Origin of the sequence: Hymenobacter properus (assembly GCF_015694735.1) — a bacterium.
Taxonomy (GTDB): domain Bacteria; phylum Bacteroidota; class Bacteroidia; order Cytophagales; family Hymenobacteraceae; genus Hymenobacter; species Hymenobacter properus.
The window spans coordinates 198597-222828 of the sequence record NZ_JADQDP010000004.1; the positions used below are offsets into that span (position 1 = coordinate 198597).

The window sequence follows — 24232 nt, forward strand, 5'->3', positions numbered from 1 at the left end:
GGCCTGTTAGCTTTGGCCAATTTCTACCCGGGCCCCTCCCCGGGCCTGCCTTCGACTTTCCACTTATGTTGCGTTCGCTGTTTTGTATCTGTTGGGGCCTGCTCCTGCTGCCACACCTGGCCAGGGCCCAGAAGCCCGATACAACACGCACTCCTCCGCCGATTAAAACCGTGGAACTGGACACGGTGGGTGTACTTCCTTCGGCCGTGGACACCAAGGGCTGGCTGCTTCTCGACAAGGACATTCAGCTGGAGCTCGACGGGGCCGTGCGCAACATATACAACTTCAAGTATGACCGGGCTGAGAAGCAGTTCCGGTCGCTACGGCGGCGCTATCCCAACCACCCCATGCCCTATTTCCTGCTGGGCCTGAGCACGTGGTGGAAAATTATGCCCACCAACTTCCAGACGCAGCAGTACGATAAGACCTTCTTCGCCTACATGGACACGGCGGCCACCAAGGCCCAGAAGCTTTACGACGCCGACAACAACAACTACGAAGCCAGCTTCTTCCTCTCGGCCGCCTACGGATTCGATGCCCGCCTCCACGCCGAGCGCCACGACTGGCGCAAAGCCACGGTGGGCGCCCGCCGCGCCCTCAACTACTTAAAGAAAAGCCAGGAAGCCAATGGCCTGAGCCCGGAGTTTCAGTTCGGCCAAGCGTTGTTTAACTACTACGCCGTCTGGATTCCAGACAACTACCCACTGCTCAAGCCGGTACTGCTGTTTTTCCCGAAGGGCGACAAAAAACTGGGCCTGCAGCAGCTGCGCAGCGTGGCCGCCAATGGCTTCTACACCGGCACCGAAGCGCGGGTATTTCTCATGCGCATCCTGAAAAACGAGGAAAACAACGCCGAAGAAGCCATTCCGGTGGCGCGTTACCTGGCCACCACTTACCCCGATAACGGGTACTTTCAGCGCTTCTACGCCTTGCTGGCCTACGACCAGGGCGAATTTGCCGATTGCGAGCGGGTGAGCCGCGAAATTCTCGACAAGATTAATAAGGGCATGCCGGGCTACGAGGGCATCAGTGGGCGCTACGCCAGCTACTTCCTAGGCTACCTGATGCAGAACCGCTACCGCGACATGGCCAAGGCTAAGGACTATTACCAGCGGTGCATTGTGTTTTCGGAAAGCACAGGCGACACTTCTGGCGGTTTTTATTTGTTCGCCAACGTGAACCTGGCCCGCTTGGCCGCCAAGGAGAAGGACGTTGCCGCCGCCAAACGCTACTATGGCGTGGTGGCTGACAAAGCCGACCACAAATCGGAGCAGTACAAGGAAGCCAAAGCCTGGCTTAAAAAGAACGGAAAAGCATAAGATGGAACTCAGTGACCTTTTTCTGGCGCCGTTGTATTTGGCCATTCTTTACGGGCTGGCGTTTGCCGTGCGCCCGGCCGTCACAAACCAGTTCACCAAGCCTTTTTTCATTCCGGCGCTTACGCTCAAGTTCATTGGGGCCATTGCGCTGGGGTTGATTTACCAATTTTACTACTCTGGAGGTGATACATTCAATTACTACTGGCACGCTACTATCATTCATGATGCATTCAGTAAGTCGTTTTCGACGGGTATGGCACTAATGCTTGATGATGGTGGCAGCAACTTGCCTGCCATCGCACCTTACGTCGCTAAAATGTTTTGGCACCAGCCCAACTCCACCGAATATTTGGTGGCCCGTATTGCGGCCGCTCTGGGGTTTCTGTGCTTCAACAGCTACACGGCGATTGCGCTATTTTTTGCCACCATCAGCTTCAGCGGCGTTTGGGCCATGTTCGTCGCCTTCGCCAAGATTAGGCCGCAGGTTTACAAGCAGTTGGCTTGGACTATGTTTTACGTGCCATCCATGTTTTTCTGGGGCTCGGGCTTATTAAAGGACTCCCTGTGCCTAGGGGCTTTGGGCTGGCTATTCTACGCCATGTACCGCGGTATTATTCAGCGACAAGCGGTGCTCAAATGCCTCATTATAGGCACAATATCTATATATTCACTCTTATCTATTAAGGTGTATATTTTGCTTTGTTTCCTACCGGCGGCTTTGCTCTGGATATTCAACGAAACCAACGACCGCATCAAAAGCAAGGGGCTGCGGCTGGTGGCCCGCCCCTTGTTTCTGGGGCTAGGGGCAGCAGCTGCGTTTTACGCGGCTACCAATCTTACCAAGGGCGATGACAAATACGATGTGGACAAGATTGGGGAACGCAGCAAGATTACAGCCGACTACCTCTACCAACAAAGCATGCGGCAGGAAGGCTCGGGCTATTACCTGGGCGAACTCGACGGCAGCATCGGCAGCATGGTGAAGCTCGCGCCACAGGCCATCGGCACGGCCATTTACCGCCCTTTCCTCTGGGAAGCACACAACCCGGTAATGCTATTATCAGCTTTAGAAGCGGGCTTTTTCCTATTTTTTACGTTGCGCATTTTCTGGCGCACGGGCGTGCTCAAGACATTCGGCATAATTGGAAGAAATCCAATTTTGCTGCTTTGCTTTGTGTTTTCATTGGTGTTTGCCGCTTCGGTGGGTATTACAAGCTCCAACTTTGGTACGCTGGTGCGTTACAAAATCCCGATGATTCCCTTCTACCTCAGCGGGTTGTATATCCTTCAGAATATGGCAACGGGGCGGGCTTCCGGCGCGGCCGCAGTTAGCCGCCCGGCCGCGCGGTTACGGCCACAAGTAGCGGCGTAGGTATCACCTACCCTACTGTCTGTTATCGCAGGAAAGCCGTTTCTGTCCCTGCTATTGAAACAGCGCCAAAAAATTGGGGCTGTTGGCCACCACTGAGTAACGGGCTTCGATGGTGGCGCGTGCGGCCTGTCCTAGGCACTGACGCAAGCCAGCATCGGCTAGCAGCTTACGCAGGCTGGTTTCCCACTCGGCGGGCGTTGCGCACACAAAGCCGTTGTAGCCGTGCTGCACCACCTCGGTATTCATGCCCACGGGTGACACTAGCGCTGGCACACCCAAAGCCATGTACTGCAAGGCTTTAAAAGCGCATTTGCCTTTAGCCCAGGGGTCGTCCTCCAACGGCATCAGCCCCACATGGAAGCCCAGCAGGTCAGCAATTTCCGTTTCCTTGCGCCAGGGCATGAAAACCAGGGAGCGCAACGGAAATTGGGGGGGCTGGTTGGATATGACGCGAAACTCAAAATCAAGCCCTTCGGCTTCCAATTTGGCCAGCACGGACACCACTTGGTCGAGGTACTTGAGGGTGGAGTGCGTACCAGTCCAGCCAATGATGAGGCGGCCAGGCGCAGCTTGGTCGCGCACCTGGTTGTGCAGGTTCACCGTGTCGATGGTAGTGGGATTGACTACGGCCGCGGGGTTGAACTGCCGGGCGTAAGTGGCCAGGTAGGCGTTGCCGCAACTGTTCTTGTAAGCCCAGGCGCAGATGTCGGCCACTTTGTGGTGCCACTTCACCCCAGCGGCTATTTTGTTGGCTTCGGATGTGTTGGCCAGCCAAATGGCATCGTCAAAATCGTAAATAAATTTTTTACCTAGCAATTTACTAATCATCCACTCGAACACTGGCGGACCCACGGGGGCCGCCTCCCGGTGAATGAACACAAAGTCAAAGGATGGCACCGAAAACAGTAGCGCAAATCGGCGCAAAAAGCCCATCAGAATACCACTAGCCTTGCGGAAGGTATGTCCGGGCTTGTAAAGAATATTCCAGGTATCGACCGAAATAAATGGTGCCACTTCGTAGCTGTGTCCGGCCGCGGTCAGCACATCGAAATACTGCTCAAAGCGAAACCGCTGCGATGGTGCCCGGCCAATTGGATAGGGAACGATGAATAGAATGCGCATAGGATAGCGGGAATAAGCCAGCACCGCATTGAACCGGCAAGGATTGATTTAAGGCTAATCCGAACTGGCTGGGCTGGAGTAAAATTCCAGCACAGCCTCGATGACCCTTTGCTGGTCGGGTTCGGTTAGTTCGTAAAACAGAGGTAGGCGCACTAGCCTTTCGCCGTAGTGCTCGGCCCAGGGCAAGGCGCGGCCGTCATGTTTGGCGGCGTAGTAAGCGCTTCGGTGCAGCGGTAGGTAATGAAAAACTGCCCACACCTGCCGCGCTTTCAAGTAGGAGAGCAAGGCGGTGCGCTCGGCGAGGCTGCGGCACATGAGGTAGAACAGGTGGCCATTGTTGGTGGCATAGTCTGGCAGCACGGGCAAGCCGATTCCGTGCGCCACCAGCGGCGCCAGCGCGTGGTAGTAGCGTTGCCAAATGGCCCGGCGCACGCGCTGAATGTCGTCCATCTGCTCCAGCTGGGCCCACAAATAGGCGGCGATGATGTCGGAGGGCAAGAATGAGGACCCCACGTCCACCCAGCCGTACTTGTCCACTTCGCCCCGGTGAAAAGCCGAGCGGGTGGTCCCTTTTTCCCGGATGACTTCGGCCCGCGCGTCGTACCGGCCTTCATTGAGGACCAGCATGCCGCCCTCGCCGGAAATAATGTTCTTGGTTTCATGAAACGAGAACGTGGCTAGGCTGCCCAGGCTGCCCAGCGGCCGGCCCCGGTGGTAGCTGTCGATGGCGTGCGCGGCATCTTCTATCACCGCCAAGCCGTGTCGCGTGGCCACTTGCTGGATGGCGTCCATATCGCAGGCAATGCCTGCGTAGTGCACCGGCACAATAGCCCGGGTGCGCGGCGTCACGAGTTGCTCTAAATCGGCCGTGCTCATGTTAGGGTTGAGCGCGGTGCTGTCTGCAAAAACGATGGTGGCCCCGCGCAGCACGAAGGCATTGGCTGTGCTCACGAACGTGAACGAGGGCATGATTATCTCGTCGCCGGGCTGCACGTTCAGCAGCAAAGCCGCCATTTCGAGGGCGTCGGTGCACGAAGTGGTGAGGAGCACCTTGCGAAATCCCAGGCTCTCCTCAAAGAACCGGTGCACGCGCTGCGTGAACATGCCATCCCCGGAAATTTTGCCGGAACGTACCGCCTCCTCGATGTAGCGGGACTCCTTGCCGGAAAAATAAGGTTTGTTAAAAGGAATCAGGTCACTCATCGGGTCCGCAAAGATACGGCGCGCGGCAGCCTACTCGGGTTGTTGCCACAGATGAAACACGTGCTCGCGCCGAGCCAGCTGAAAACCGCAGTGCTCGTAAAAAAGCTGCGCCGCCCGGTTGGTTTCCTGCGTGACAACTTGGAGCAACGCCTGCCCCTGCCGACTGGCCTCTCGCTGGGCTACCTGCACCAGCCCTTGCCCAAGGCCTTGGTGCCGGGCTTCGGCGCTCACGGCCAGCAGTTCGATGCTGGCGTGCGCATTGCGCGTGCCGAGCGTGAGCAGCCCCAGCGTGGTGCCCTTCCGCACGGCTACCCAAGCCCCGCCGCCAGCCAGGGCCTGCCGCAGCCATTCCGCATACAGCAGGTTGCAAGCCTGGACCGAAATTCGGGCATCGCGCCGAAAGCGGGAATACTGACTACTTTGCAGGGCTAGTTGGTCGAGCGCGGCGGAGGGCTCGGTCATTAGCTGATATTCGATGCCAGACGCCTGCGGTGCTTGGTCAGACAATATTGCCTCCGGCAGAGGTTTATGATAAGTCAGCCGCACATCGGCCAGCCACGCCCCCGCGGCCTGCGCACCGGCGATGGCGGCTTCGGCGGCCGAATCAATTACCAAGTACAGCAAACGCAGCCCCCTGGCCTGGCTGTCGGCCACGGCTTCGGCCACCTGCCGCGGGCTCTGAGCGCCGACACGCCCTACGGGGTAGCCCAGCCACGCGCTGTCCCAAGCCAAAGACTCAACCACGGCTTTATCACTCATGGCCAGTTTGCTTACGGCAGCAATTGCTTGTAGGCCTCCTGCACGCGCGTAAGGCTGCGGTGGCGCACCGCCAGTTCGTGAATGCGGGCGCGGTAATCGGGCTGCTGCATCAGCGCCGCGAGGCGGGCCAGAGCCGCGGGTACGCTTCCGGGTTGCCTCAAGTCGAACACGGCGCCGCCGCGCTCGGCTTCAATGATGGCCGAGTCGTCGCCCACCCCAGGCGTGACTAGCACGGGCAGGCCGCTGGCCCAGTACTCCCCAATCTTAATGGCCGAGCAAAACAGCCGGCAAGGCGCGGGGCGGATAGGCGAAAAAGCAAAGTCGGACGCCGACAGGTAATGGGGCACTTCGGCGTGCGGGGCCTTGGTCACGAAGGCCTGGTCGGGCCCCAGGCCCACAGCTTGCAGCTTGCGCCGCACGTCGGCTTCGTTGTTAGGCGTGAGCACGATGAGCCGGAAGTCAGGGCCAAAATAGTCGGCAGCGGCGCGGAACAGGTCGAACGCCTCCTGGTCGTAGTAGATATCCCCAAATTTGCCCACGTAGATGCCCACCACGGCCGAGGCCGGATAGCCCAGGCGCTGGCGCACCCGCTGGGCCGCCGTTGCATCGAAGGCAAACGCCTGGGCGTCGACCGAGCACGGCACCGTCACGATGCGGCTGGCCGGCACGCCCTCGCGAATGAGCTGCTGCCGGTAGTTTTCGGCCACGGGCATCAGGCCCTTGGCGAGCTGCTTCTGGCGCTTTTCCCAGTGCCGCTGAAACAGGTAGCGCGGGTCATAGGCCCGCCACACGCCCGATTCCAGCATGTAGGCGGCGTGGGGCTCGAAAGATTCAACGTAGAATGGCAGCTTAGTTTTCTGCCACACCAGGTAAGCCAGGGCTCCCGCCGGAGCTCCCCTGGCCAGGATAAAATCGGGCTTGAACTCAGCCGCCTGCCGGATAAGCTCCTGCGGAAAACGGGTGAAGTCCTCAATCTTATTGAGAATCACGTTGCCCGAAGGCTTGGAACGCAGCGGCTCAAAGCTGATTTTGTCAGCCGAACTGCCCAAATCAAAATTTAACTCGGTCTTGGCATCGGGGCCGCGCTCGATGGTTACCAGGCGCACGGCGCTCACATCGGCCCGGTTCTGCAACACGCGCAGGTGCGGAAAAACGGTCGAAGTAGTCAAGCCGTCGTGTAGGCCCCAATAACTTAAAAACAAAATGCGCATAGCAACGATAAAAGAAAGTGGAAAGAAATAAGTCGTCGGCGGTGAGCCGGGGTTATGCGCGAAATTTTTTCAGGCCTTGCACCACCCCCTCGCCTAACAGGCATCGGGCCAGCAGCACAGCCGCGGTGCCCAGAGGCAAATAGGGCGCGGCCTTGCGGGCGTAGCCCCAGGCTTGGCCGCGGTGGCGGTCGGCGTAAGCGTGGATGGCGCACAGGTAGTACACCCGCCCCGTGAGCGTGCGCCGCTGCTCAGCCGTGAGGGCTACCCGCCGCAGCATCCACTCCAGGGCCAGTTCCAGGCGGCGAACCAGGGCCGAGTTGTCCGAACGCATGGAGCGTTGGTCGTGGTCGTTCATGGTGAGCGTCACGGCATCGACGAGGTAAATCCGGTCCTGCTGCGTGTTTTCCAACATGAACATCCAGTCTTCCACGGCGGCGTAGCGGCGGTCTTCCTCGAAAAGGTGCAGACTCGGGTTCTGGCGGCGGATGCAAATGTTGCAGGCCAGCGCATTGCCGTGCACGAAGGTATCGAGCCCATACCAGCCCTCGGCCAGGGCCGCCGTGTCGCTGGGGGCAATGACGCCGGCGCGGTCGAAATTGTACTTAGTGGCAATAAAATTGGGCTGTTTTAATTCCTGAATCTTGGCGTGCAGTGTAGCCAGGTGCTCGGAATGAAATCGGTCGTCCGAATCCAGAAACAGTACGTATTCGCCTGCGGCGCGGACGAAACCGTAGTTTCGGGCAGCGCCGCGCTCAGCATTTTCCTTGGGGTAGTAGCGCAGGCGAGGGTCGGCAGCGTAGCCTTGCACCACCTCGGCAGTGTTGTCCTTGCTGCCATCGTCCACCACTAGGATTTCCATGTGCGGGAAGGTTTGGCCCAGCACCGATTGCAAGGTCAGGCCGATAAGGTCGGCGCGATTGTATGTGGGGATTACAATGCTGAAAAAAGGAGCAGCCATGAAGTGGGTTGAAAAGTCAATCGGAGCCGGCATCGGGGTTAGTCCACTATCACGCCCATGCTGGCATACACTTGCTTGAAGCGTTCAATCCAGCGCAGCCAGTTGGCGTAGGTACAACGGGGGTCATTGGCATCGTCGAAAACGAATTTCAGGGCGGCGGGGTCAAAGTCGCGCGGGTAACCTTGCATGACGTCGAACCGCCCTTGCAGCCACGCCTGGTTGAGGTAGTGGTTGGCCGTGATGACGTCGAAGTCCACGTCCTTGAACATGTTAGTGGCCGACGAGGTGAACGAGGTTTGCGTCAGCTCCACTTCCGATTTGGCGAAGCGCGCGAGGTGCTGCCGCGTCCAGCGCAGAGCGCGGGCCAATTGGTGCACCTCATCGGCCTGCTTTTGGCCCGCCGACCACAAATTCAGCCAATAGTCTTTACGAAAAGCGGCCGAGGCTACGGAGTACAACCCGTAAAACGGCAGTTGGAAATAAATGCCCTCCTTGGCTAGCCCGAGCCGGTGCAACACTGAATGCAGCTTGAACCGATTGAGCAGCAGCGCGCGTAACCACCACCCCGGGCCGGCCGGCAACGTCAACGAGTATTCCTGTAAGCCATTGCTGCGCACGCCCATGTCGGCTTTGAACGTATTCATGTTCCCGCCCCAGTAAAACTTGGTCATCACCACTTGGCGCGCTTGCATGTAGTCGGCCAGTTCGGTAAGGTTGACCGGATGGGTCATCCAGATATCGTCTTCTAGCAAGCAAAAAATGGGCGTTGCGGCCTCAACTCCTGCAATCCAGAGTTGAGTAGGAATTAGGCGCAACGAAAACTTTGGTCCGCCAGCTGCATGAGCTTCCAGTTGCGCCACTTTGGCGTCATACAAATCGGAGCGCACAATGTGCACTTGCGGGTAGCGGCGCGTGATTTCGGCTAGGTACGCGGGGGGAGTACCATCGTCGAGTACCGTGATAGTAAAATTTCCGGTCACCTGCTCGTAAATGCTGCGCAGGCAACGGTCGAGATAATACGGCCGGTTGAAAGATTTGACGAGGATAGAAACGGCAGTCGACATGGTAATTATTTCGGCCTGACCGCGGCAGCCCCGGCAGGCAATGACAAACGAATAGCACAGCGCAGCTGCGCAAAATTAGCAAGGCCCGGCCGGGCTGTTCAAGGCCGTGGCGTCACAGCCAGAAACTTAGGAAAGAGTGGGGTAAACCCCCAACGTGACAGCTTAACCAGCAGCACTGTGGCTCCGATGAGAAACAGCGTGCGCAACGCAATACGTACCACGGGCAGCTTCAGCAGGTACAGCACGTGTAAGTCCACGGCAAACGTGGCGAGCAGGCTGCCCGCCCCAAATAGAAGTAGCGTCAGGTCGAGGTTATGGGTAGATACGCCAATGCCCAAACCGACAGCCCGGATGGCGAGAAGCAGCATGTTGGCGTACAGATAATACTTCTGCCGCTCCATGATGTTGTAAATTCCCGAAGTACCAAGCGATAGCAGCTTGAACAGCGAATAAAAGCCTAAATAGCCGGTGAAAACACCTGCCATTTCCCACTTAGCCCCAAACACGACCCGAAACAGCACATCGCCGTAAACCGTCACAATACTAAACGGTACTACTCCGATATACAACAGCTTATAATACAAGCTTAGCGTAATGCTGGGCAACCGCTCGGGGGTCTCCCGGTAAGTTTCCGTGGCCTTTTGCATGTATACTGGTACAATGGCCGCGCCCAGTACGTTGACTGGCATCTCCAGCAGGCTCATCGAAAACGAATAAAGCCCAACCGACGCAGCACCGAACACCGGCGCGAGCAGAAAAACAGGTAGCTGCGTTGATGCTACATAAACGTACCCCCCTGGCATGTAAATCAAAGGAAATTTCCGATACCTATAAGCTATCAGCCACAGCCTTCTCCAGGAGAATGTTCGCAATACGCTCTTGAACTCTTGCCGAATGCTGCCCAAGGCCAACATGATGGTGGCCGAAAGGCGATTAAAGAAATCCGCTAACAGCAACCCAACCACGTTGCCCTGTATTAGCAAGCCGTAGCCGACCGTAAAGCCCTTAGTTGCCATGTTAGTTGCAATTTCTACACCTACTCGCTTACCAAACTGCTTATCTCGCATGTACCACAAGCTGAGGCCACCGTTTATATTAAACATCAGCAACATTAGTGGCAGGGTATAAAACCAATTACCCAACCCTTCTACGTGCAACTGCTTCACTATCCAAGGCCCTGCAAATCCCAGCCCGATGGTTAGCATGATGCAGCTCGACAGCGTAACCAACAGCGTTAACTGAACCAGCGCCAGAAAATGCAGGCGCCGCCGCGGTAGTAGAAATGCTCCCGGATACGACAGCGTGGTCAGCAAATTGAGGTTACTGACCAGTGCGTTGTACACAGCAAATTGCCCATAGGCAATAGGCGAGTAAATTCGCGACACCACCGGCGTGAGCAGAATGCCAATTAGTGTACTCAGCGTTGAGCCGGACAGGGTAATGGCAAGGTTACGAGTAAACGAACCCTTTTGCTGAAGCGCACTTAAGTTATTTTTAACTACGCTGGTGAGTCGTTTAATCATAATTATTTCTTGGCCTGAGTTTATTGCTATCAACAGGCCATTTGCCCACCACCATTGCGCTCTGCGTTTTGCTTGGGGTAGTAGCGCAGGCACGGGTCGGCGGCGTAGCGCTACACCACTTCGGCGATATTGTCCTTACTGCCATCGTCCACCACTAGGATTTCCAGTTGCGGGTACGTTTGGCCCAGCACCGATTCCAGCGTCAGGCCGATGAGGTCGGCGCGGTTGTAGATGGGAGTAACAATGCTGAAAAACGTAGCAGCCATAAAGCGCAATAAGGTGAGTATCGGAGGAAGTGGGCCGCGCGGCGGCTATTCTACCACCACGCCCATGCTGGCGTACACTTGCTTGAAGTGTTCAATCCAGCGCAACCAGTTGGCGAATGTGCAGCGCGGGTCGGCGGCCCGGTCAAGCACCGGGCCTAGATACTCGGGGGTAAAGTCGCGGGGGTAGGCCTGCATCGCGTCGAACTCGCCGCGCAGCCATGCCTGGTTGAGGTAGTGGTTGAAGGCAAACACGTCGAACTCTACACCGGGAAAGCCATTGGTAGCCGATGTAATAAACGAGGTTTGGGTAATTTCCTGCTCGGTTTTAGCAAAACGCGATGGCCTTCGCTTAGTCCAGTTCAGCGCGCGGGCCAATTGGTGGACTTCATCGGCCCGCTGCTGCGTGGCCGGCCACAGATGCAGCCAGAACTCGCGGTCGAACAACGCCGAAGCCACCGAGTACAGCCCGTAGAACGGCAGTTGGTAGTAGATGCCCTCCGGCACCAGCCGCAGGCGGTGTAGAATGGAATGGGCTTTAAACTGGTTGAGCAGCACTAGACGTGTAAACCATTCCGGACCTTTGGGCAGGGCCGGGCGGTACTCCCGCAGGTCGGGGCCAGCCTCGGCCAGCTTGCCCTCGAAGCTACTGGGGTCGCCGCCCCAATACATCTTGGTAAGTACAATCTGACGCTCGCGCATATATGCAGTCGCTGCATCTAGGTCGAAGGGGCGCGTCACCCAAATATCGTCTTCCAGCATGCACACCACAGCTGAAGCCTGCTCTACTCCTTTGCGCCACAGCTTGGTCGGAATATTGCGCAGGCTAAAGGCCGGCCCGCCGGCCGCGTGCGCCTCAATCTGGGCTACTTTGGCTTCGTAAGCCTCTGACAACTCAATGCGAACGGCGGGGTAGCGGCGACGAATTTCGTCGAGATATGCTGGAGGAGTACCATCGTCCAACACCACCACTTCATATTCGCCTCTTAGGCATTCCTGAATGCTACGCAGACATCGGTCGAGGTAATAGGGCCGGTTAAATGATTTAACGAGAATGGTAACAGGCATCAGCAGAAGGAAACAATCGAACGAATACGGACAGCCTCAGCGCACGACTTTCTCCAGCAGGCCGGCAAAACTGCGGGCGTAGGCTGCGCGGGTATGGTGGGCCCGGCCGAAGGCGTACACGGCTTCGCACCGCGCGTGCAAGTCGGCATCAGGCAAGCTGGCCAGCTCGCGGATAGCCCGCACCAACTGAGGCACGATTTCCAGCGGCTCCTGGCTGCGAATAACGGTGCCGTGGGCCTCGGCTGAGCGCACGGCCGCCGACTCTGTCACGATTGGCACCAGCCCGAAGTGGGTAAGCTGGGCCACCGACCCTGCCCCGCCCTCTGTCGAGCTAGCATACACCGTTCCAACGCACTTATGGGCTAGTTCGGCAAACTTAGTGCTACTCACGTCGGTCCAGCCCTGGTAATGAATGTTGGAGTGCGTATCAAGTATCGGTTTCAGCCACTGCCAGAACTGCGGTTCACGCTCAGCATTACCGCAGATGTAGAGATGCAGTTCAGGCGTCTGCATAAAGGCCTCAACCGCCACATCTAGCCCTTTTAGCAGGTGGCCGTGGCTACCCAACCAGATAAAGTTCCGGCGAGCTACATCGTAGTTCTTGCGCCGGAATTCGGGCTCATATACAGCTGAAATATCAAGTAAATGCTTGTGCGGGCGCGAATCGAAGTTTTGCACCTGAAATGGCGCGCCAAAATAGGTCATGTAATCGGCAGTCTGGTCAGCAAAATTGGCTGGTATCTGCCGCTCGGGTGCCACGTAAATACCGTGGCGCTCATGAAATGACCAAATGCGGTTCAGTTCGGCACGGTTATGAAACAGCCAATGGTTGCCGGTGCAGTAATATATTTTGGTCAGATCGGAGCGGCGTTTCTCAACGCCTGCCATGCGGTCCTGCTCGTCAATTACCAGCTCATACTTGTCCCAATTGATGGGGGCGGCGCTGGGGTTGAAGGCATCATAAAAATCGACCACGTAGCCAGCCTCGTTGAGTTGCCGTACCATCTCTGCGGCTTCCCAGTACATGGTGTGCTCGTTGATGCGGGGAAATTTTTGCACGTCGCCCGCCACGTAATACGGAATGGAACGGTGCACGTAGCTGATGAGTGCCCGCTTGCTCGTCGGCCCGATACGTTCGGCCCCAATGTCGAGTATTTCGTTGCCATCGGGCCGAAATACTCTATCGGCCGAGGCGTGCAGCGCCTGCGCTATTCGAAACTGTAATCCGCGGATAGTGGGCATAGTAAAGCTTTGTTGAATTAAAAACCTGTTGGCTCAGTAATTACGCATGTTAAAAAACATAATTTTCCAACCCTAATCGCAGCAGTTTTAACAATAACAAGACTGCAGACAGCAAAAAAATACTCCGAGCTGCAATACGCAGAACAGGGAGCTTCAGCAGGTGAAGTATGTGCATATCTATCATGAATGTACAGACCAAACTACTCAGGCCGAACAACAGCATTGCCTCATTTACATCGCCCCTCATAATACCAATTGCAAGTCCAACTGCCCTAGCAGCCATCAGTATGATATTACCAATAAGCTGATAGCGCTGCCGTTTGAGGATTGTATAAATGTAACTAGTGGATTGAGATGTCAATTTAAAGACATAATAATACCCTAGATAGCCAGTAAATAACCCAGCTGTAATCCATTGTTTGCCAAATACGTAGCCAAAAAGCAAATCCCCAAAAATAGTAATAACGCCGAATGGGAACAGCCCTAAATACAGCATCTTATAATAAAGCGACAATGTAATCTCAGACAACCTTTCAGGGTTATTATTCTGAGTTTCAGATGCTTTCTGATAAAATACAGGAGCGATTGCAGAGCCTATAAGATTGATAGGCAATTCAAGCAGGCTAATTGAAAAAGAATAAAACCCAACAACTGCAGAGCCGAAGCCACGATTCAAGATAAAAATAGGAAATTGATATGACAACATGCTTATGTACCCACCTGTCATCATGTATAGTGGAAACTCTCGATACCACTTTGCTACCCGCCACAAGTTCTTAACTGATAGATTCCGCAATGCATTGCGGGCACTAAGTAGCTTACTCTCTCTAGATAATAAATATCCGAATAATTCTGAAATTTTATTTATAAAATCTCCTAAAAGTAATCCTACCAACTGGCCAGCTATGAAAAAGCCATAGGAAATAGTAAACCCCCTGCTGATAATCGATGTTGAGATAGATAATACAGTCTTTTTCTCAAATTTCTTATATCTTGTAAGCCAACTATTGAAAATCATATTAATACTGTATATAAACACCGAAACAGGTATTATATACAGCCAGTTTTTATTATTTTCAACATTTAGCCAAGCCGCAATCGGGTCTATAAACAATACCAAGACCCCTGTTGCCGACAAAAATGTGCATAGCGCAAGAATGAAACACATCTTCGCCAAAAGAAGAGCTACACCCTTGTATTTAGGTAAGGGAATAGCATTAGTATAAGCAAGCATTGATATAGCAACTATATTATTTATAACAGAGTTGAAAATTGATAACTGGCCGTATTCGACCGGTGAGTACAGCCTGGATATGATGGGAGTCGTAAGGAGTCCGATTGCCGTTACCAGCGTTGTGCCGGTGAAAGAAACAGCAAAATTTCGTGTAAAAGACCCTTCCTGCTTTATTTGAGCAAAAGTATTTTTAACAATATTTTTCATTAACAGATGTATTAGGTTTAGGCAGGCAGGTAAGCTTAATATGAAATAATTACGTGGTTCGACATAGTACGCTATAGACACTACACTGTATATCAATGAAGTATTGAGTCACACCAACAGTATTTTATATATTTATTATAATAGCTAGACTTGCCACCAAAATAGATATACTGCAATGCAAACTGCCAAACGATTAAAAGAATAAGTTAAACATATATCATACAGCCTGCAATACATCGCAAAGTATTATAAACACTTTCACTATGCTCTGATATCCATTCCTCCTCACTTCGGCAAGTACAGCAGATCGACTAAATTATTGCACAAGAAAATTATGCTTTTATCTAGCATTCCCTCAATAATAAACCTGATTAGTTGTACTGCCTTGCCTATAATAAAAAAGGGGCAAATCAATCGTATAAGAGGCACTTCCTTTGAGGGCTAGGAATAGAATAAAATTAAAATCGTAGTCCTCGTAAGCAGTAAAATAAAAATTATCAGGAGAAGGCCACTTAACATACGCGGCCAGTTCTTTTCGATATGCTACATGTCCTCCAGAAGCCTGGAAATCTCCTATTGAATAGTCTCCAAAATTGATTCCATATATTTTACGAGTCGAGAAAAGCTGATGCTCAAACATTGCTGCTTGTCTCTCTTTTAGTTTATCTGGAGTGTAAATACGCTGCATCAATTCAGACGTAACGAACTGTCGAATATACGGAAAGAACCCCCCTCTAAACTGAACAAAACCTATATTCAAATGATACAAATTATCATGTAACTTGAATAGCTTTTTAGTGAATTCTATTCTCTGCGGATGCGAAACATCGTCGGCGTCGTGCATTATGAGAATGGCGCCAGATGCTACATCAGCACCTAGCTGCCGAGCTCTTCCAGCATAAAGCTTTTGATTAGCAATTACAAGCTTGATTTCTAGATGAGCTTTAAACTCATCAACAAGAGTTTCTAATCCGCTTTTGGAAATATTGGTGGAAATGTCGTCAACAATAATCACTTCCTCTGGCTTGACTGTTTGCGTGGCTAGCGCAGCTAAAGCTTCACGCAAAAAGACAGGTTGATTGTAGTGAGGAATGATTACCGAAACCGTTGGCTCAACGAGGGGAGGAAGCAAAGGAATTTTGCCAATTTTATCCAAGCTTTGCTTGATTGCCACCGCTTCGCTCGGAAGGCCATCCGGCAATTGGCATGAATCAAGGAATAAGCTAAAATAAAATTGTCTTAATTTTGCAGAGCTATCAGCTATTTGGCTTTTATCGTATAGTGCATACAGGCTCATTACAAAACCCTTTGCCAATCCACCTACCTTCCTAATCATCTCAGACATATTTGTCTGTTAATAGCTAACAAACTTAGGTTTGCTTTGCAAGAAGTGTTGACACAAAAATTCAGGAGCATTCCCACCCTTTTTATTGGTGTTGCTCGTGCTGGTAGTTGACCTTGTGCCCCCCCCTTAGCAGGTAAGCATCTCGCTGGAACAAGGCGACATCTGCCCGCACCATATCCTGTACCAGGGCGGGCAGGTCGTGCCGGGGCTCCCAGCCCAATTTGGCCTTGCACTTGGCGGGGTCGCCAATGAGCAAGTCTACTTCAGTCGGGCGAAAGTAGGCCGGGTCGACACGACACACTACTTGCCCAGCGGGCACCTGAAACTCGGGGTTGGCGCAGGCTACTACACGGCCGATTTCCGCTACTCCTTCGCCTTCAAACGCCACTTCAATTCCCACTTCGGCAAAGGCCATGCGCACGAAGTCGCGTACGGTTGTCGTTACGCCAGTGGCAATGACAAAATCTTCCGGTGTGTCTTGCTGCAGAATCAGCCACATAGCTTCCACATAGTCCTTGGCGTGGCCCCAGTCGCGCTTGGCGTCGAGATTGCCTAGGGCGATATCATCACGCATGCCCAGCGCAATCTGCGCCACGCCGCGGGTAATTTTGCGGGTCACGAAGGTTTCGCCGCGCAACGGGCTTTCGTGGTTAAACAAGATGCCGTTGCAGGCATACATACCGTAGGCTTCGCGGTAGTTTACCGTAATCCAGAAACCGTACATCTTGGCCACGGCGTAGGGCGAGCGGGGGTAGAAGGGGGTCTTTTCCGACTGAGGCACTTCCTGCACCAGGCCGTAGAGCTCCGACGTGCTGGCTTGGTAAATGCGCGTCTTCTTAGTCAGGTTCAACAGCCGCACGGCTTCCAGAATGCGCAGCGTGCCAATGCCATCCACGTCGGCGACATACTCCGGCGAGTCGAAAGACACCTTTACGTGCGACATGGCCCCCAGATTGTAAATCTCATCCGGCTGCACTTCCTGAATAATGCGAATCAGGTTGGTAGAATCGGTCAGGTCGCCGTAATGGTTGGTCAAGCGCGGGTTTTTCTCGCCGCGGTCGCTTGCAATCAGATGGTCAATGCGGTCGGTATTGAACAATGACGAACGGCGTTTGATACCATGCACTTCGTAGCCTTTTCCAAGGAGAAGCTCGGCCAAATAAGCTCCGTCCTGGCCAGTAATTCCAGTGATAAGGGCTACTTTCATATCAGACGATGGGGTAAAATTTTTAATCCTGCAAACAAGTACAGGGCAAAAGGAATAGAAGAAAAAACTGGGGAAGTGGTTATATCACTTTTGTTATCGCATTGACATGAAGAGAAATATCTTCCCAAATCAACGCTCAACACCATGATAAACTCGCAATGCACCCCGAACGGGTCCAGATTCGCTGACTGGTTTACGGGACTTATTCACCAACGCTCTAACCACCCCGCACCAAGCCGCCGCACCATCCCTATTTGGGGTACGATGTGGCGCGGGCAGGCTAATTGATTGTGTACAGATGCGGCGTCTTCTACGCAACGCTTCTCCGCGAGCCTGGCGATGGCACAAACCAATCGACGGAGCAAAGGTAACTCAAAATGATGACTGGCAAGCAACTCATTTCGCCGGCCAACGCCCCTTCGCCCCGTTTATGGCATCACTCAACACCCAAATAATATTCTGATAATCAAGTTAATAATTGACAATCAGCACCCATGACGTGCTCACCCGGCAACCGGATAGTATGGCCCAGGTCTTGGCCCCGCCATCGCCGGGCTCCCCCGAAATTGCTTCCCAATACCTAAGCTTGTCGTCTGGCCTTTCTGGCGTAGCTGGGGTCTGGCGGCCTACTCGGCCGTCAGCGCCTTCGTGATTTGATTGGCTTTGAAGAGAAACTGAGTCGGATTGGCCGCGTTGTGCGCGGCCATAAACTTATCGGCCACCTCAAAAGCGACCGACAGGCGCGTGGCGTCGTCGAGAGCCGAACCGCCCGTGTAACCCGTGCTCATGCTACTATTGCCCTGGTATTGAGGCCGCTTGAGTACGTCGAATAGAATGCGCTTCAGGGGCCGCAAAGGCTTTTTCAACATGTCGAGCGGAACGCGCTGTTTCAGCACGTTTTTCAGGCTGCTGTAGCGTTTGTCGTAGTAGTAGCGAATGCGGTCGGCTTCTTCGTCGCTGGCCCGGCGTCCGTTCTTGCCGCTGTTCATCAGCCGGAAATTGCTTTGCGGGTTCTCCAAGCGTACGCTTATGATGGCTGTGCTCCAGGCCAGGTTTACGTTGAGGCTGGTGATGCGATAAGTAAACTCGGTGTCAACCTGAACGCTGCCCGTGTGCAGCAAGCCGGTCAGGGCCAGCGACTCGCGCCGGATAATCAGGGGCAGGCCAATCATCCATACCACCTCTTTCTGGTCGAGCCAGCGCCGGAAATTATCGGCCACGTCGTCGTACAGGCTCACGGTTTCCAGGTGTTCCAGATGAATCAGGCCGGTATTGCCCGTCAGCACGTCTACTTCCGGGTTGGCCAGCATGAATTGCTTGGCCTCGGCAATGGCCGGGTAGCAGAAAGCGTCGTCGTCGGTGATGAGCTTAAGCAGTACGCCCCGGGCCCGCATAAAGCCTTTGTTGAAGCCGTGGGCCTCGCCTTTGTCGCGCTCCGAAACGAATTGCTGAATTTTCCCGGCCTCAAACAAGGCCTGCAGGTATTCTTTGGTGCCGTCGCTGCTGCCTCCGTCGCACACCACAATCTCTTCGTCGGGCTGCCGGGCCGCAATCAGCCGCTCGGTCACCTGCCGGAGAAAAGGCAGCTTGTTGTAAGTTGTCAGAACGTAGGAAAGCGTGTACATAAGGGAAAAGGAGTTAGGAAAGGGGCCGCCGGAACAGTGCTGCCGTATCAGTAGCCCAGGCGGCGGGCATACTCCAGCATCTTCTCGCGCGGGCGCACCTTGATGGGCCGGGCGGGCACTCCTACGTACACCGTCCACGGCTCCGTGTCTTCCGTCACGAAAGAGCAGGCGCCTACCACGCTGCCCTCGCCCAACGTCACGTTGGGCATGATGACGACGTTGGTGCCCACTCCCGCGAAGCGCCCGCACCGGATGGTGCCAAAATCAACGGAGTCCCGAAACTCATCGGGCACCGTCACGCTGGTAAACCCGTCGCCCATAAACCGGTCGGAGCCGCAAATGAGCCGGCTGCCGGCGGCTATGGTCACGAAGTCTTCCACTATCAGCGTGCTCTGGGCCCCGCCGATGCAGGTGATGTAGGGCGAGAGGTGCACGTAGTCGCCGATTTGCGCGGCCGTGGTCAGGTACACCCCCGAATCGATGGCCACGTGGCGGCCCACGGTCACCAGATGCGGCCGGCGTATTTCAACATTGGCGCTGATGAACACGTCTTCACCGCAGCTTTTGAGCAGTGTCTGGTCATATTGGGCCGAACCGGAAATGGCTGCCATGGATAAAAAACGATTGGGTTGATAATGGCCGCAACGTGAGCAACAGCGCCGTTACTCGCATTGCGGCTAATGGCCAAGACTTTAGTACGGGAATACCGATTCGTAGTAAGCAATGGTATTGGCAATACCCTGCTCGAAGTCGGTAAATTCAAAGCTCGGAAATACCTGCCGGAAACGGGTATCGTCCATCACTTTCTTGGGCGCACCGTCGGGCTTGGTGTGGTCCCACACCACGCGGCCTTGGTAGTCGAACTTGCTCTGGATAATGTCCACCAGCTCCTTTACGCTGAGGCCATCGTTCTGGGCCACGTTGAGCGGAGTTTCCAGCCCGGAGCGGTCGGGCTGCTCCAGCACGGCGCGCACAATGCGGGCAAAGTCCGGGGCGTAGAGCCACTCGCGGATGGCTACGCCCGTGCCCCAGATGGGCAGCTCGGGCTGCGCAATTTTCTCAGCCTTCACGAACTTCGAAATCAGCGCATTGAGGGCGTGCGCCTTGTTCGGGTCGGTTGAGTCGTATGGCCCATACATGTTGGGCGTGAGCAGGTTGATGCTGCGGATGCCGTACTGCATCTGAAAGCACTCGGCAGTAGCCCACAGCAGGCGGCGGGTGGCGCCGTAGCTCAGCACCGAGCGGTGCAGGTGGCCGTCCCACCACTCGTCTTCGCGGAAGAGGTCGGCTTTGGCGGGGTAGGCGCAATTGGCAATCGGATTGATAACCAGGGCCTGCGGGCAGGCGGTGGCGATGGCCTCGTACATCCCCAGAATCATGCGCGAGTTATCGGCTACTACGGTGGCGGCCTTCTCGGTCACGTAATTCAGGCTGCCCACGTGGGCGGCGCAATTGACGATGTGCGTGGGCTGATGCACGCGCAGAAACGCGGTGACAGCATCGGCGTCGCGCAGGTCGAGACCGTCGCGGAGAGAACTCTCAATGACTTCAATCTGATGCTGGCGCAGCTCGTTGGCCACGTTGCGGCCGGCGAAGCCCTGGGCCCCAAACAATACAACTTTCATAAACGGCACAGGGGCTTACCAGCCTTGTTTGATGGTGCGAATGATGTAGTCCACCTGCTCGGCGGTGAGGTCGTCGTGCAGCGGCACGTGCACCTGTGTTTCGTCGAAGCGGCGCTGCTGCACCAAATCCATTCGTTTGCCGCCAAACAGGGTGTTGCGGTCAATGCCGTCGTGCACCACCGAGGATGCAATGCCGTGCGCCTTCAGGTGGCGCATAAAGGCAGGGCGGTTTTCGACGTGGAACCCGAACAGCCAGTTGGCGCTCTCTCGGTCGGACTGGTGCTCGAAATGCTTCAGGCCGGGCACGTTGGCCAGCCCCTGCTGGTACTGCGCCACCAGCTGCCGCCGGTGCGCCATGCGCTCCTCAAACCCGTTGAGGTTGGCCAGCCCGAGGGTGGCCGCGTAGTCCGACAGGTGGTACTTGTAGCCTACGTCGGTCAGGTCGTACACCCGCTCGCCGGTTTCCGATACCGGCGAGTTGGCCCGGTCAATGCCGAACCAGCGACGCCGAAAGACTTCGCGGGCTTTGGCCGGGTCGAGAGCGCACAGGGCGCCCCCGTCGCCGGTAGTCAGGTGCTTGATGGCCTGAAAGCTAAAGCAGGTATAATCGGAGATGGCGCCGATGGCTTGGCCCCGGTAGGTGGCGCCGATGGCGTGGGCCGCATCTTCGATGACCGCCAGGCCGTGGCGGGCCGCAATGGCCCGGATTTCGTCCATGTCGCACGGGTAGCCGCCCCAGTGCACGGCCATAATGGCCTTGGTGCGCGCCGTGATGCGGTGCTCGATGTCGGCGGGGTTGATGTTGCCGTTTTCGTAGTAAATGTCGGCAAAAACGGGTTTGGCCCCGGTTTGAACAATGGTTATTGCCGAAGCAATGAAGGTTTGGGCCGACAGGATAACTTCATCGCCGGCGCCTACCCCGGCCACTTCGAGGGCCAGGTGCAAGGCACTGGTCCCGCTGTTGAGCGCCGCCGGGTGCACCAGCCCAAACCGCTCGGCTAGCTGCTCCTCAAACGCTTTAACTTGCTTGCCTTCGCTGAGCATGGTGCTGGCCAGCACTTCGGCAACCCGCTGAGGCGCCGAGGGATGTACGAAGGTGGAAAACATTGAAATGGGCTTCTCGCCTGGCGCAAGAGGCGTGCTGGTGCTATCGGTCATGGTATTATCGTGAATGGGCAAAGATACCACGGCGAATTTGCCCTTAAGGGCCGGTCGGCGAATAACCCAGCAAAAAGCGCCCGGCCCGGCCGGGCAGCCGGACGCTTCGGCTGGCATTTCCGGCCCAGGCTAAAGGCCACGCCATCCCATTTCCTGCCCCGATTAAGCGGCGCGGGCTGGTCTTTGCTTCCTGCTGCGGAAGCGCTGCGCCTTGCGGGCCGGTCAAATGCTGACCGGCCCAACCGCTCGTTTTGCAGCGGCCGGCCGCCCCTTTCCGCTACGCGCTAGGCTACTGTGGCAAATGCCGAGTAGTTTTGCCAGGCGGCCCGGGCTGGCAGCAACGCTGCGCCCTGCCCGGGCCGGCCTTCTCCCCTATGACCAACCTCGTCATTCTCTCCTACGGGAGCCGAAACGAATACCGCCGGGCGGTGTTCGCGGTGCTAAGCTTCTTTAGCTACTACGAAGCCGACGAGCCCCTGCCGCCGGTGCGGGTGCTGTTGTTCACCGACCGCACCGACTACTTCTCGCAATACCTGGGGCACCTGCCGGTCGAGTACGTCATTCTCACGCCCGAGCAGCAAACCGAGATGATGGGAACCGTGGGTTACCGCCACCGCATCAAGGCAGTGGTGGTAGGCGACGTGCTGCGGCAGCACCCGACCAACAATCTGTTATTCTTCGACTCTGATACGTTCTTCACCCGCCACCCCGGCCCGCTGCTGGCCAGCATAAAGCCAGGCTTCAGCGTCATGCACACCGTGGAGTTTACCTTCGAGGACAATGCCCATATGGCGCTGCCCGGCAGCAAAACGGTGCGTGACTTCATCACCGCGCTCGAAGCACACCCCTTCCACACCTCCCGCGGCGAAGAACGGTTTGTAGGCACCCAGCAGTGCTGGAACTCCGGCGTGCTGGGCTTGGCACCGAGCGTGATACCCTACCTGCCCGACGTGTACCAGCTCATCGACTACCTATACGCGGCGTCGCACTGGCACATCATCGAGCAGATTGCCTTCTCGCTCATCCTGCAAACCCGCGATACCATCCTTCCGGCCGAAGACTACGTGTACCACTACTGGGAAGGCAGCAAGAAAATGGCCGCCGACGCCCTGCTCGCGCACACGTTCGACCACGGGTTTGTCAGCCTCCCGGCTCCGGCCCAACGAGCCAAGGTGCAACAGCTGGTGGCGCAGCTGCCAACGGCCATTCCGGCCTATCTGGCGGAACACCGCGAAATTGGCCTGAAGGAGCACGCCATCAACTCGTTCAATGCCGGGCAATACGCCGCCGGCTACCGCGCGGCTCTCGGCTATCTAATGAAGTGCCCTAATGACCGAAAATTCTGGCGAGATGTGCTTTATCATACCAAAAAGAAGTTTAAATAAAATTTGATGATTGTAGAAGTCTCCTCCGCACAACCGGATTCCACCCAGTTACCTGCTCCAAAAAAGATATTTAATTTTAATTTAGAATCACTTAGAGGTGTAGCCGCAATAGCCGTAGTATGGGGCCATTCTACTATTCAGAATGGCTGGATTGACCCTAATTACTATCCCAAAGGGGTTTGGTCTTTTGCTGGTCCCGGGCACCTGAGTGTACTTGTATTTTTTTTGCTATCTGGCTACGTCATCGGCATTGCCCACAAAAAGCCCCTCGGCGGCGAGGGTGGAAAAATTAGTACATATCTTAAAAAAAGATTTTTAAGAATATATCCTATCTACCTTGTATCGCTTTTGCTAGCGCTGATAGCCAGCAATTTTTTCACTGGCACAACCTATTCAGCCAAGATAATATTTAGCCATTTAATAATGGCGCAGGCATTTCTTTCTCCTACAATAATCGCCATTCCAACTGCTTGGTCACTGAACTACGAAGCCATTTTCTATCTTTTATTTATTCCAATTTCCTTCTACCGATTATCGCCAACACTGTTAATGGTTGTATCAATAGTGTTAGGCTGTTTATTCAGCTTGCTCCCACAAAACACTTACACTGAACTATTACCTAGTTACGGATTCGGGTTTGCTTTTTGGTTGGCGGGGTTATCATTAGCTAGGTACATGCCGAAAAGCCCGAGCACGACAGACTACTCACTAATGACTGGCTGCCTTTTGCTTTTTCTATCATTGGGCATGCTAGATGCGCCACTTGCCATTATGCACAAAATTGGCGTCTTGGTGTTTGGTCAAAAAATCTCTGATATTTTAAACTACCAAGGCGTTACTTTTCAAGACTTTGGCTATTTACCCTATTGCTCCGCTATCATTATGGCTTTTACTGACAAGCACTCCAAATATTTCAAATATGCGTTACTTATTTTATCACTGGTGCCTGCACTAACCTTTTATCACTACTATACTGAATCGAAGGTCAGAGATATTTCTTTCATTTTGTTTCCTACTATTTTTTATACCTCTTCCCTATGCTTTTTCTTTCTATCGAATCAACTCGCTCAATACTCACAGCGCTTCATCAAATCATTGATTTATACTGGCAGTCTATCTTACGGGATATATATAGTTCATTACCCTATTCTCTACTCTTTTGGTCACACTGCCCTATTCACTGGCAGCCCTTTAACATATATTATTCGGCTAGCCATTTTTCTTCTAATTGTGTGGGCAGGCTCCTTTATATTAGAAAAAAAGTTCCAGCCATGGATTAAGAAAATTAGCGACCCATTTCTTTCCTAAAACTATAGACTAGTAGGTGTTAACAATAGCTATT

General features: G+C 54.6%; 21 protein-coding genes. 4 read left to right on the plus strand and 17 right to left on the minus strand.

All coding sequences use genetic code 11. The features are described 5' to 3' along the window. The first annotated feature begins 65 nt into the window (after positions 1-65). Complete coding sequence (locus I2I01_RS17395; protein ID WP_196287778.1) at positions 66-1319, plus strand: tetratricopeptide repeat protein; 1254 nt, start codon at positions 66-68, stop codon at positions 1317-1319. After that, entirely contained in the window at positions 1234-2691 is a 1458-nt protein-coding gene (locus I2I01_RS17400; protein ID WP_196287779.1) for a hypothetical protein, read from the plus strand. Before I2I01_RS17395 ends, I2I01_RS17400 begins: the two co-directional genes overlap by 86 nt. A 51-nt stretch (positions 2692-2742) precedes the next feature. Here I2I01_RS17400 and I2I01_RS17405 read toward each other — a convergent pair whose 3' ends face one another. From I2I01_RS17405 to I2I01_RS17485, 17 genes are all read right to left on the minus strand, one after another. Next, positions 2743-3813, minus strand: coding sequence for a glycosyltransferase family 4 protein (locus tag I2I01_RS17405; RefSeq protein WP_196287780.1), 1071 nt, complete (start codon positions 3811-3813; stop codon positions 2743-2745). Between the two features lie 54 nt (positions 3814-3867). After that, positions 3868-5016, minus strand: a complete 1149-nt coding sequence (rffA, locus tag I2I01_RS17410; RefSeq protein ID WP_211538016.1) for a dTDP-4-amino-4,6-dideoxygalactose transaminase — start codon at positions 5014-5016, stop codon at positions 3868-3870. 30 nt (positions 5017-5046) lie between these two features. Continuing rightward, positions 5047-5775, minus strand: a complete 729-nt coding sequence (locus tag I2I01_RS17415) for a GNAT family N-acetyltransferase (protein WP_196287781.1) — start codon at positions 5773-5775, stop codon at positions 5047-5049. 11 nt (positions 5776-5786) lie between these two features. Beyond that, positions 5787-6986 (minus strand): glycosyltransferase, encoded by a 1200-nt coding sequence (locus tag I2I01_RS17420; protein ID WP_196287782.1) that lies wholly within the window; start codon positions 6984-6986, stop codon positions 5787-5789. A gap of 52 nt (positions 6987-7038) precedes the next feature. Then, positions 7039-7944, minus strand: a complete 906-nt coding sequence (locus tag I2I01_RS17425) for a glycosyltransferase family 2 protein (RefSeq protein WP_196287783.1) — start codon at positions 7942-7944, stop codon at positions 7039-7041. Positions 7945-7982: 38 nt separating this feature from the next. Continuing rightward, on the minus strand, positions 7983-9008 hold the full coding sequence (locus I2I01_RS17430) for a glycosyltransferase family 2 protein (protein WP_196287784.1): 1026 nt from the start codon (positions 9006-9008) through the stop codon (positions 7983-7985). A gap of 98 nt (positions 9009-9106) precedes the next feature. Then, the gene (locus I2I01_RS17435) at positions 9107-10531 is read right to left on the minus strand and encodes a lipopolysaccharide biosynthesis protein (protein ID WP_196287785.1); all 1425 of its coding nucleotides are present in this window, start codon (positions 10529-10531) and stop codon (positions 9107-9109) included. Between the two features lie 110 nt (positions 10532-10641). Then, complete coding sequence (locus tag I2I01_RS17440; protein ID WP_196287786.1) at positions 10642-10797, minus strand: glycosyltransferase family 2 protein; 156 nt, start codon at positions 10795-10797, stop codon at positions 10642-10644. A 45-nt stretch (positions 10798-10842) separates the two neighbouring features. Further along, positions 10843-11862: a glycosyltransferase family 2 protein gene (locus I2I01_RS17445; RefSeq protein WP_196287787.1), complete on the minus strand. Its 1020-nt coding sequence runs from the start codon at positions 11860-11862 to the stop codon at positions 10843-10845. A gap of 36 nt (positions 11863-11898) precedes the next feature. Next, entirely contained in the window at positions 11899-13104 is a 1206-nt protein-coding gene (locus I2I01_RS17450) for a glycosyltransferase (protein ID WP_196287788.1), read from the minus strand. Positions 13105-13153: 49 nt separating this feature from the next. Continuing rightward, a complete protein-coding gene (locus I2I01_RS17455; protein ID WP_196287789.1) occupies positions 13154-14545 on the minus strand; it encodes a lipopolysaccharide biosynthesis protein in 1392 nt (463 codons plus the stop codon). A 355-nt stretch (positions 14546-14900) separates the two neighbouring features. Further along, a complete protein-coding gene (locus I2I01_RS17460; protein WP_196287790.1) occupies positions 14901-15890 on the minus strand; it encodes a glycosyltransferase family 2 protein in 990 nt (329 codons plus the stop codon). 82 nt (positions 15891-15972) lie between these two features. After that, positions 15973-17097 carry a GDP-mannose 4,6-dehydratase gene (gmd, locus tag I2I01_RS17465; RefSeq protein ID WP_196287791.1) on the minus strand — a complete coding sequence of 375 codons (1125 nt, stop codon included), beginning with the start codon at positions 17095-17097 and terminating at the stop codon, positions 15973-15975. Between the two features lie 626 nt (positions 17098-17723). Next, a complete protein-coding gene (locus tag I2I01_RS17470; protein ID WP_196287792.1) occupies positions 17724-18722 on the minus strand; it encodes a glycosyltransferase in 999 nt (332 codons plus the stop codon). Between the two features lie 47 nt (positions 18723-18769). Further along, complete coding sequence (locus tag I2I01_RS17475; RefSeq protein WP_196287793.1) at positions 18770-19333, minus strand: acyltransferase; 564 nt, start codon at positions 19331-19333, stop codon at positions 18770-18772. Positions 19334-19414: 81 nt separating this feature from the next. Then, complete coding sequence (locus I2I01_RS17480) at positions 19415-20347, minus strand: NAD-dependent epimerase/dehydratase family protein (protein WP_196287794.1); 933 nt, start codon at positions 20345-20347, stop codon at positions 19415-19417. Positions 20348-20362: 15 nt separating this feature from the next. Further along, on the minus strand, positions 20363-21505 hold the full coding sequence (locus I2I01_RS17485; protein WP_196287795.1) for a DegT/DnrJ/EryC1/StrS family aminotransferase: 1143 nt from the start codon (positions 21503-21505) through the stop codon (positions 20363-20365). Positions 21506-21879: 374 nt separating this feature from the next. Between I2I01_RS17485 and I2I01_RS17490 the strand changes: the two genes are divergently transcribed. Both I2I01_RS17490 and I2I01_RS17495 read left to right on the plus strand, forming a co-directional pair. After that, positions 21880-22890, plus strand: coding sequence for a hypothetical protein (locus I2I01_RS17490; protein WP_196287796.1), 1011 nt, complete (start codon positions 21880-21882; stop codon positions 22888-22890). Between the two features lie 6 nt (positions 22891-22896). Beyond that, on the plus strand, positions 22897-24198 hold the full coding sequence (locus tag I2I01_RS17495; protein ID WP_196287797.1) for an acyltransferase family protein: 1302 nt from the start codon (positions 22897-22899) through the stop codon (positions 24196-24198). Positions 24199-24232: the final 34 nt, after the last annotated feature.

Coding starts and splice junctions, on each gene's coding strand:
- I2I01_RS17440 (WP_196287786.1), bottom strand. CDS start 10,797: ATGGCTGCTACGTTTTTCAGCATTGTTACTCCCATCTACAACCGCGCC.
- I2I01_RS17430 (WP_196287784.1), bottom strand. CDS start 9,008: ATGTCGACTGCCGTTTCTATCCTCGTCAAATCTTTCAACCGGCCGTAT.
- I2I01_RS17455 (WP_196287789.1), bottom strand. CDS start 14,545: ATGAAAAATATTGTTAAAAATACTTTTGCTCAAATAAAGCAGGAAGGG.
- I2I01_RS17435 (WP_196287785.1), bottom strand. CDS start 10,531: ATGATTAAACGACTCACCAGCGTAGTTAAAAATAACTTAAGTGCGCTT.
- I2I01_RS17445 (WP_196287787.1), bottom strand. CDS start 11,862: ATGCCTGTTACCATTCTCGTTAAATCATTTAACCGGCCCTATTACCTC.
- I2I01_RS17425 (WP_196287783.1), bottom strand. CDS start 7,944: ATGGCTGCTCCTTTTTTCAGCATTGTAATCCCCACATACAATCGCGCC.
- I2I01_RS17460 (WP_196287790.1), bottom strand. CDS start 15,890: ATGTCTGAGATGATTAGGAAGGTAGGTGGATTGGCAAAGGGTTTTGTA.
- I2I01_RS17495 (WP_196287797.1), top strand. CDS start 22,897: ATGATTGTAGAAGTCTCCTCCGCACAACCGGATTCCACCCAGTTACCT.
- I2I01_RS17400 (WP_196287779.1), top strand. CDS start 1,234: ATGGCGTGGTGGCTGACAAAGCCGACCACAAATCGGAGCAGTACAAGG.
- I2I01_RS17480 (WP_196287794.1), bottom strand. CDS start 20,347: ATGAAAGTTGTATTGTTTGGGGCCCAGGGCTTCGCCGGCCGCAACGTG.
- I2I01_RS17475 (WP_196287793.1), bottom strand. CDS start 19,333: ATGGCAGCCATTTCCGGTTCGGCCCAATATGACCAGACACTGCTCAAA.
- I2I01_RS17470 (WP_196287792.1), bottom strand. CDS start 18,722: ATGTACACGCTTTCCTACGTTCTGACAACTTACAACAAGCTGCCTTTT.
- gmd (WP_196287791.1), bottom strand. CDS start 17,097: ATGAAAGTAGCCCTTATCACTGGAATTACTGGCCAGGACGGAGCTTAT.
- I2I01_RS17405 (WP_196287780.1), bottom strand. CDS start 3,813: ATGCGCATTCTATTCATCGTTCCCTATCCAATTGGCCGGGCACCATCG.
- I2I01_RS17485 (WP_196287795.1), bottom strand. CDS start 21,505: ATGACCGATAGCACCAGCACGCCTCTTGCGCCAGGCGAGAAGCCCATT.
- I2I01_RS17490 (WP_196287796.1), top strand. CDS start 21,880: ATGACCAACCTCGTCATTCTCTCCTACGGGAGCCGAAACGAATACCGC.
- I2I01_RS17415 (WP_196287781.1), bottom strand. CDS start 5,775: ATGAGTGATAAAGCCGTGGTTGAGTCTTTGGCTTGGGACAGCGCGTGG.
- rffA (WP_211538016.1), bottom strand. CDS start 5,016: ATGAGTGACCTGATTCCTTTTAACAAACCTTATTTTTCCGGCAAGGAG.
- I2I01_RS17395 (WP_196287778.1), top strand. CDS start 66: ATGTTGCGTTCGCTGTTTTGTATCTGTTGGGGCCTGCTCCTGCTGCCA.
- I2I01_RS17450 (WP_196287788.1), bottom strand. CDS start 13,104: ATGCCCACTATCCGCGGATTACAGTTTCGAATAGCGCAGGCGCTGCAC.
- I2I01_RS17420 (WP_196287782.1), bottom strand. CDS start 6,986: ATGCGCATTTTGTTTTTAAGTTATTGGGGCCTACACGACGGCTTGACT.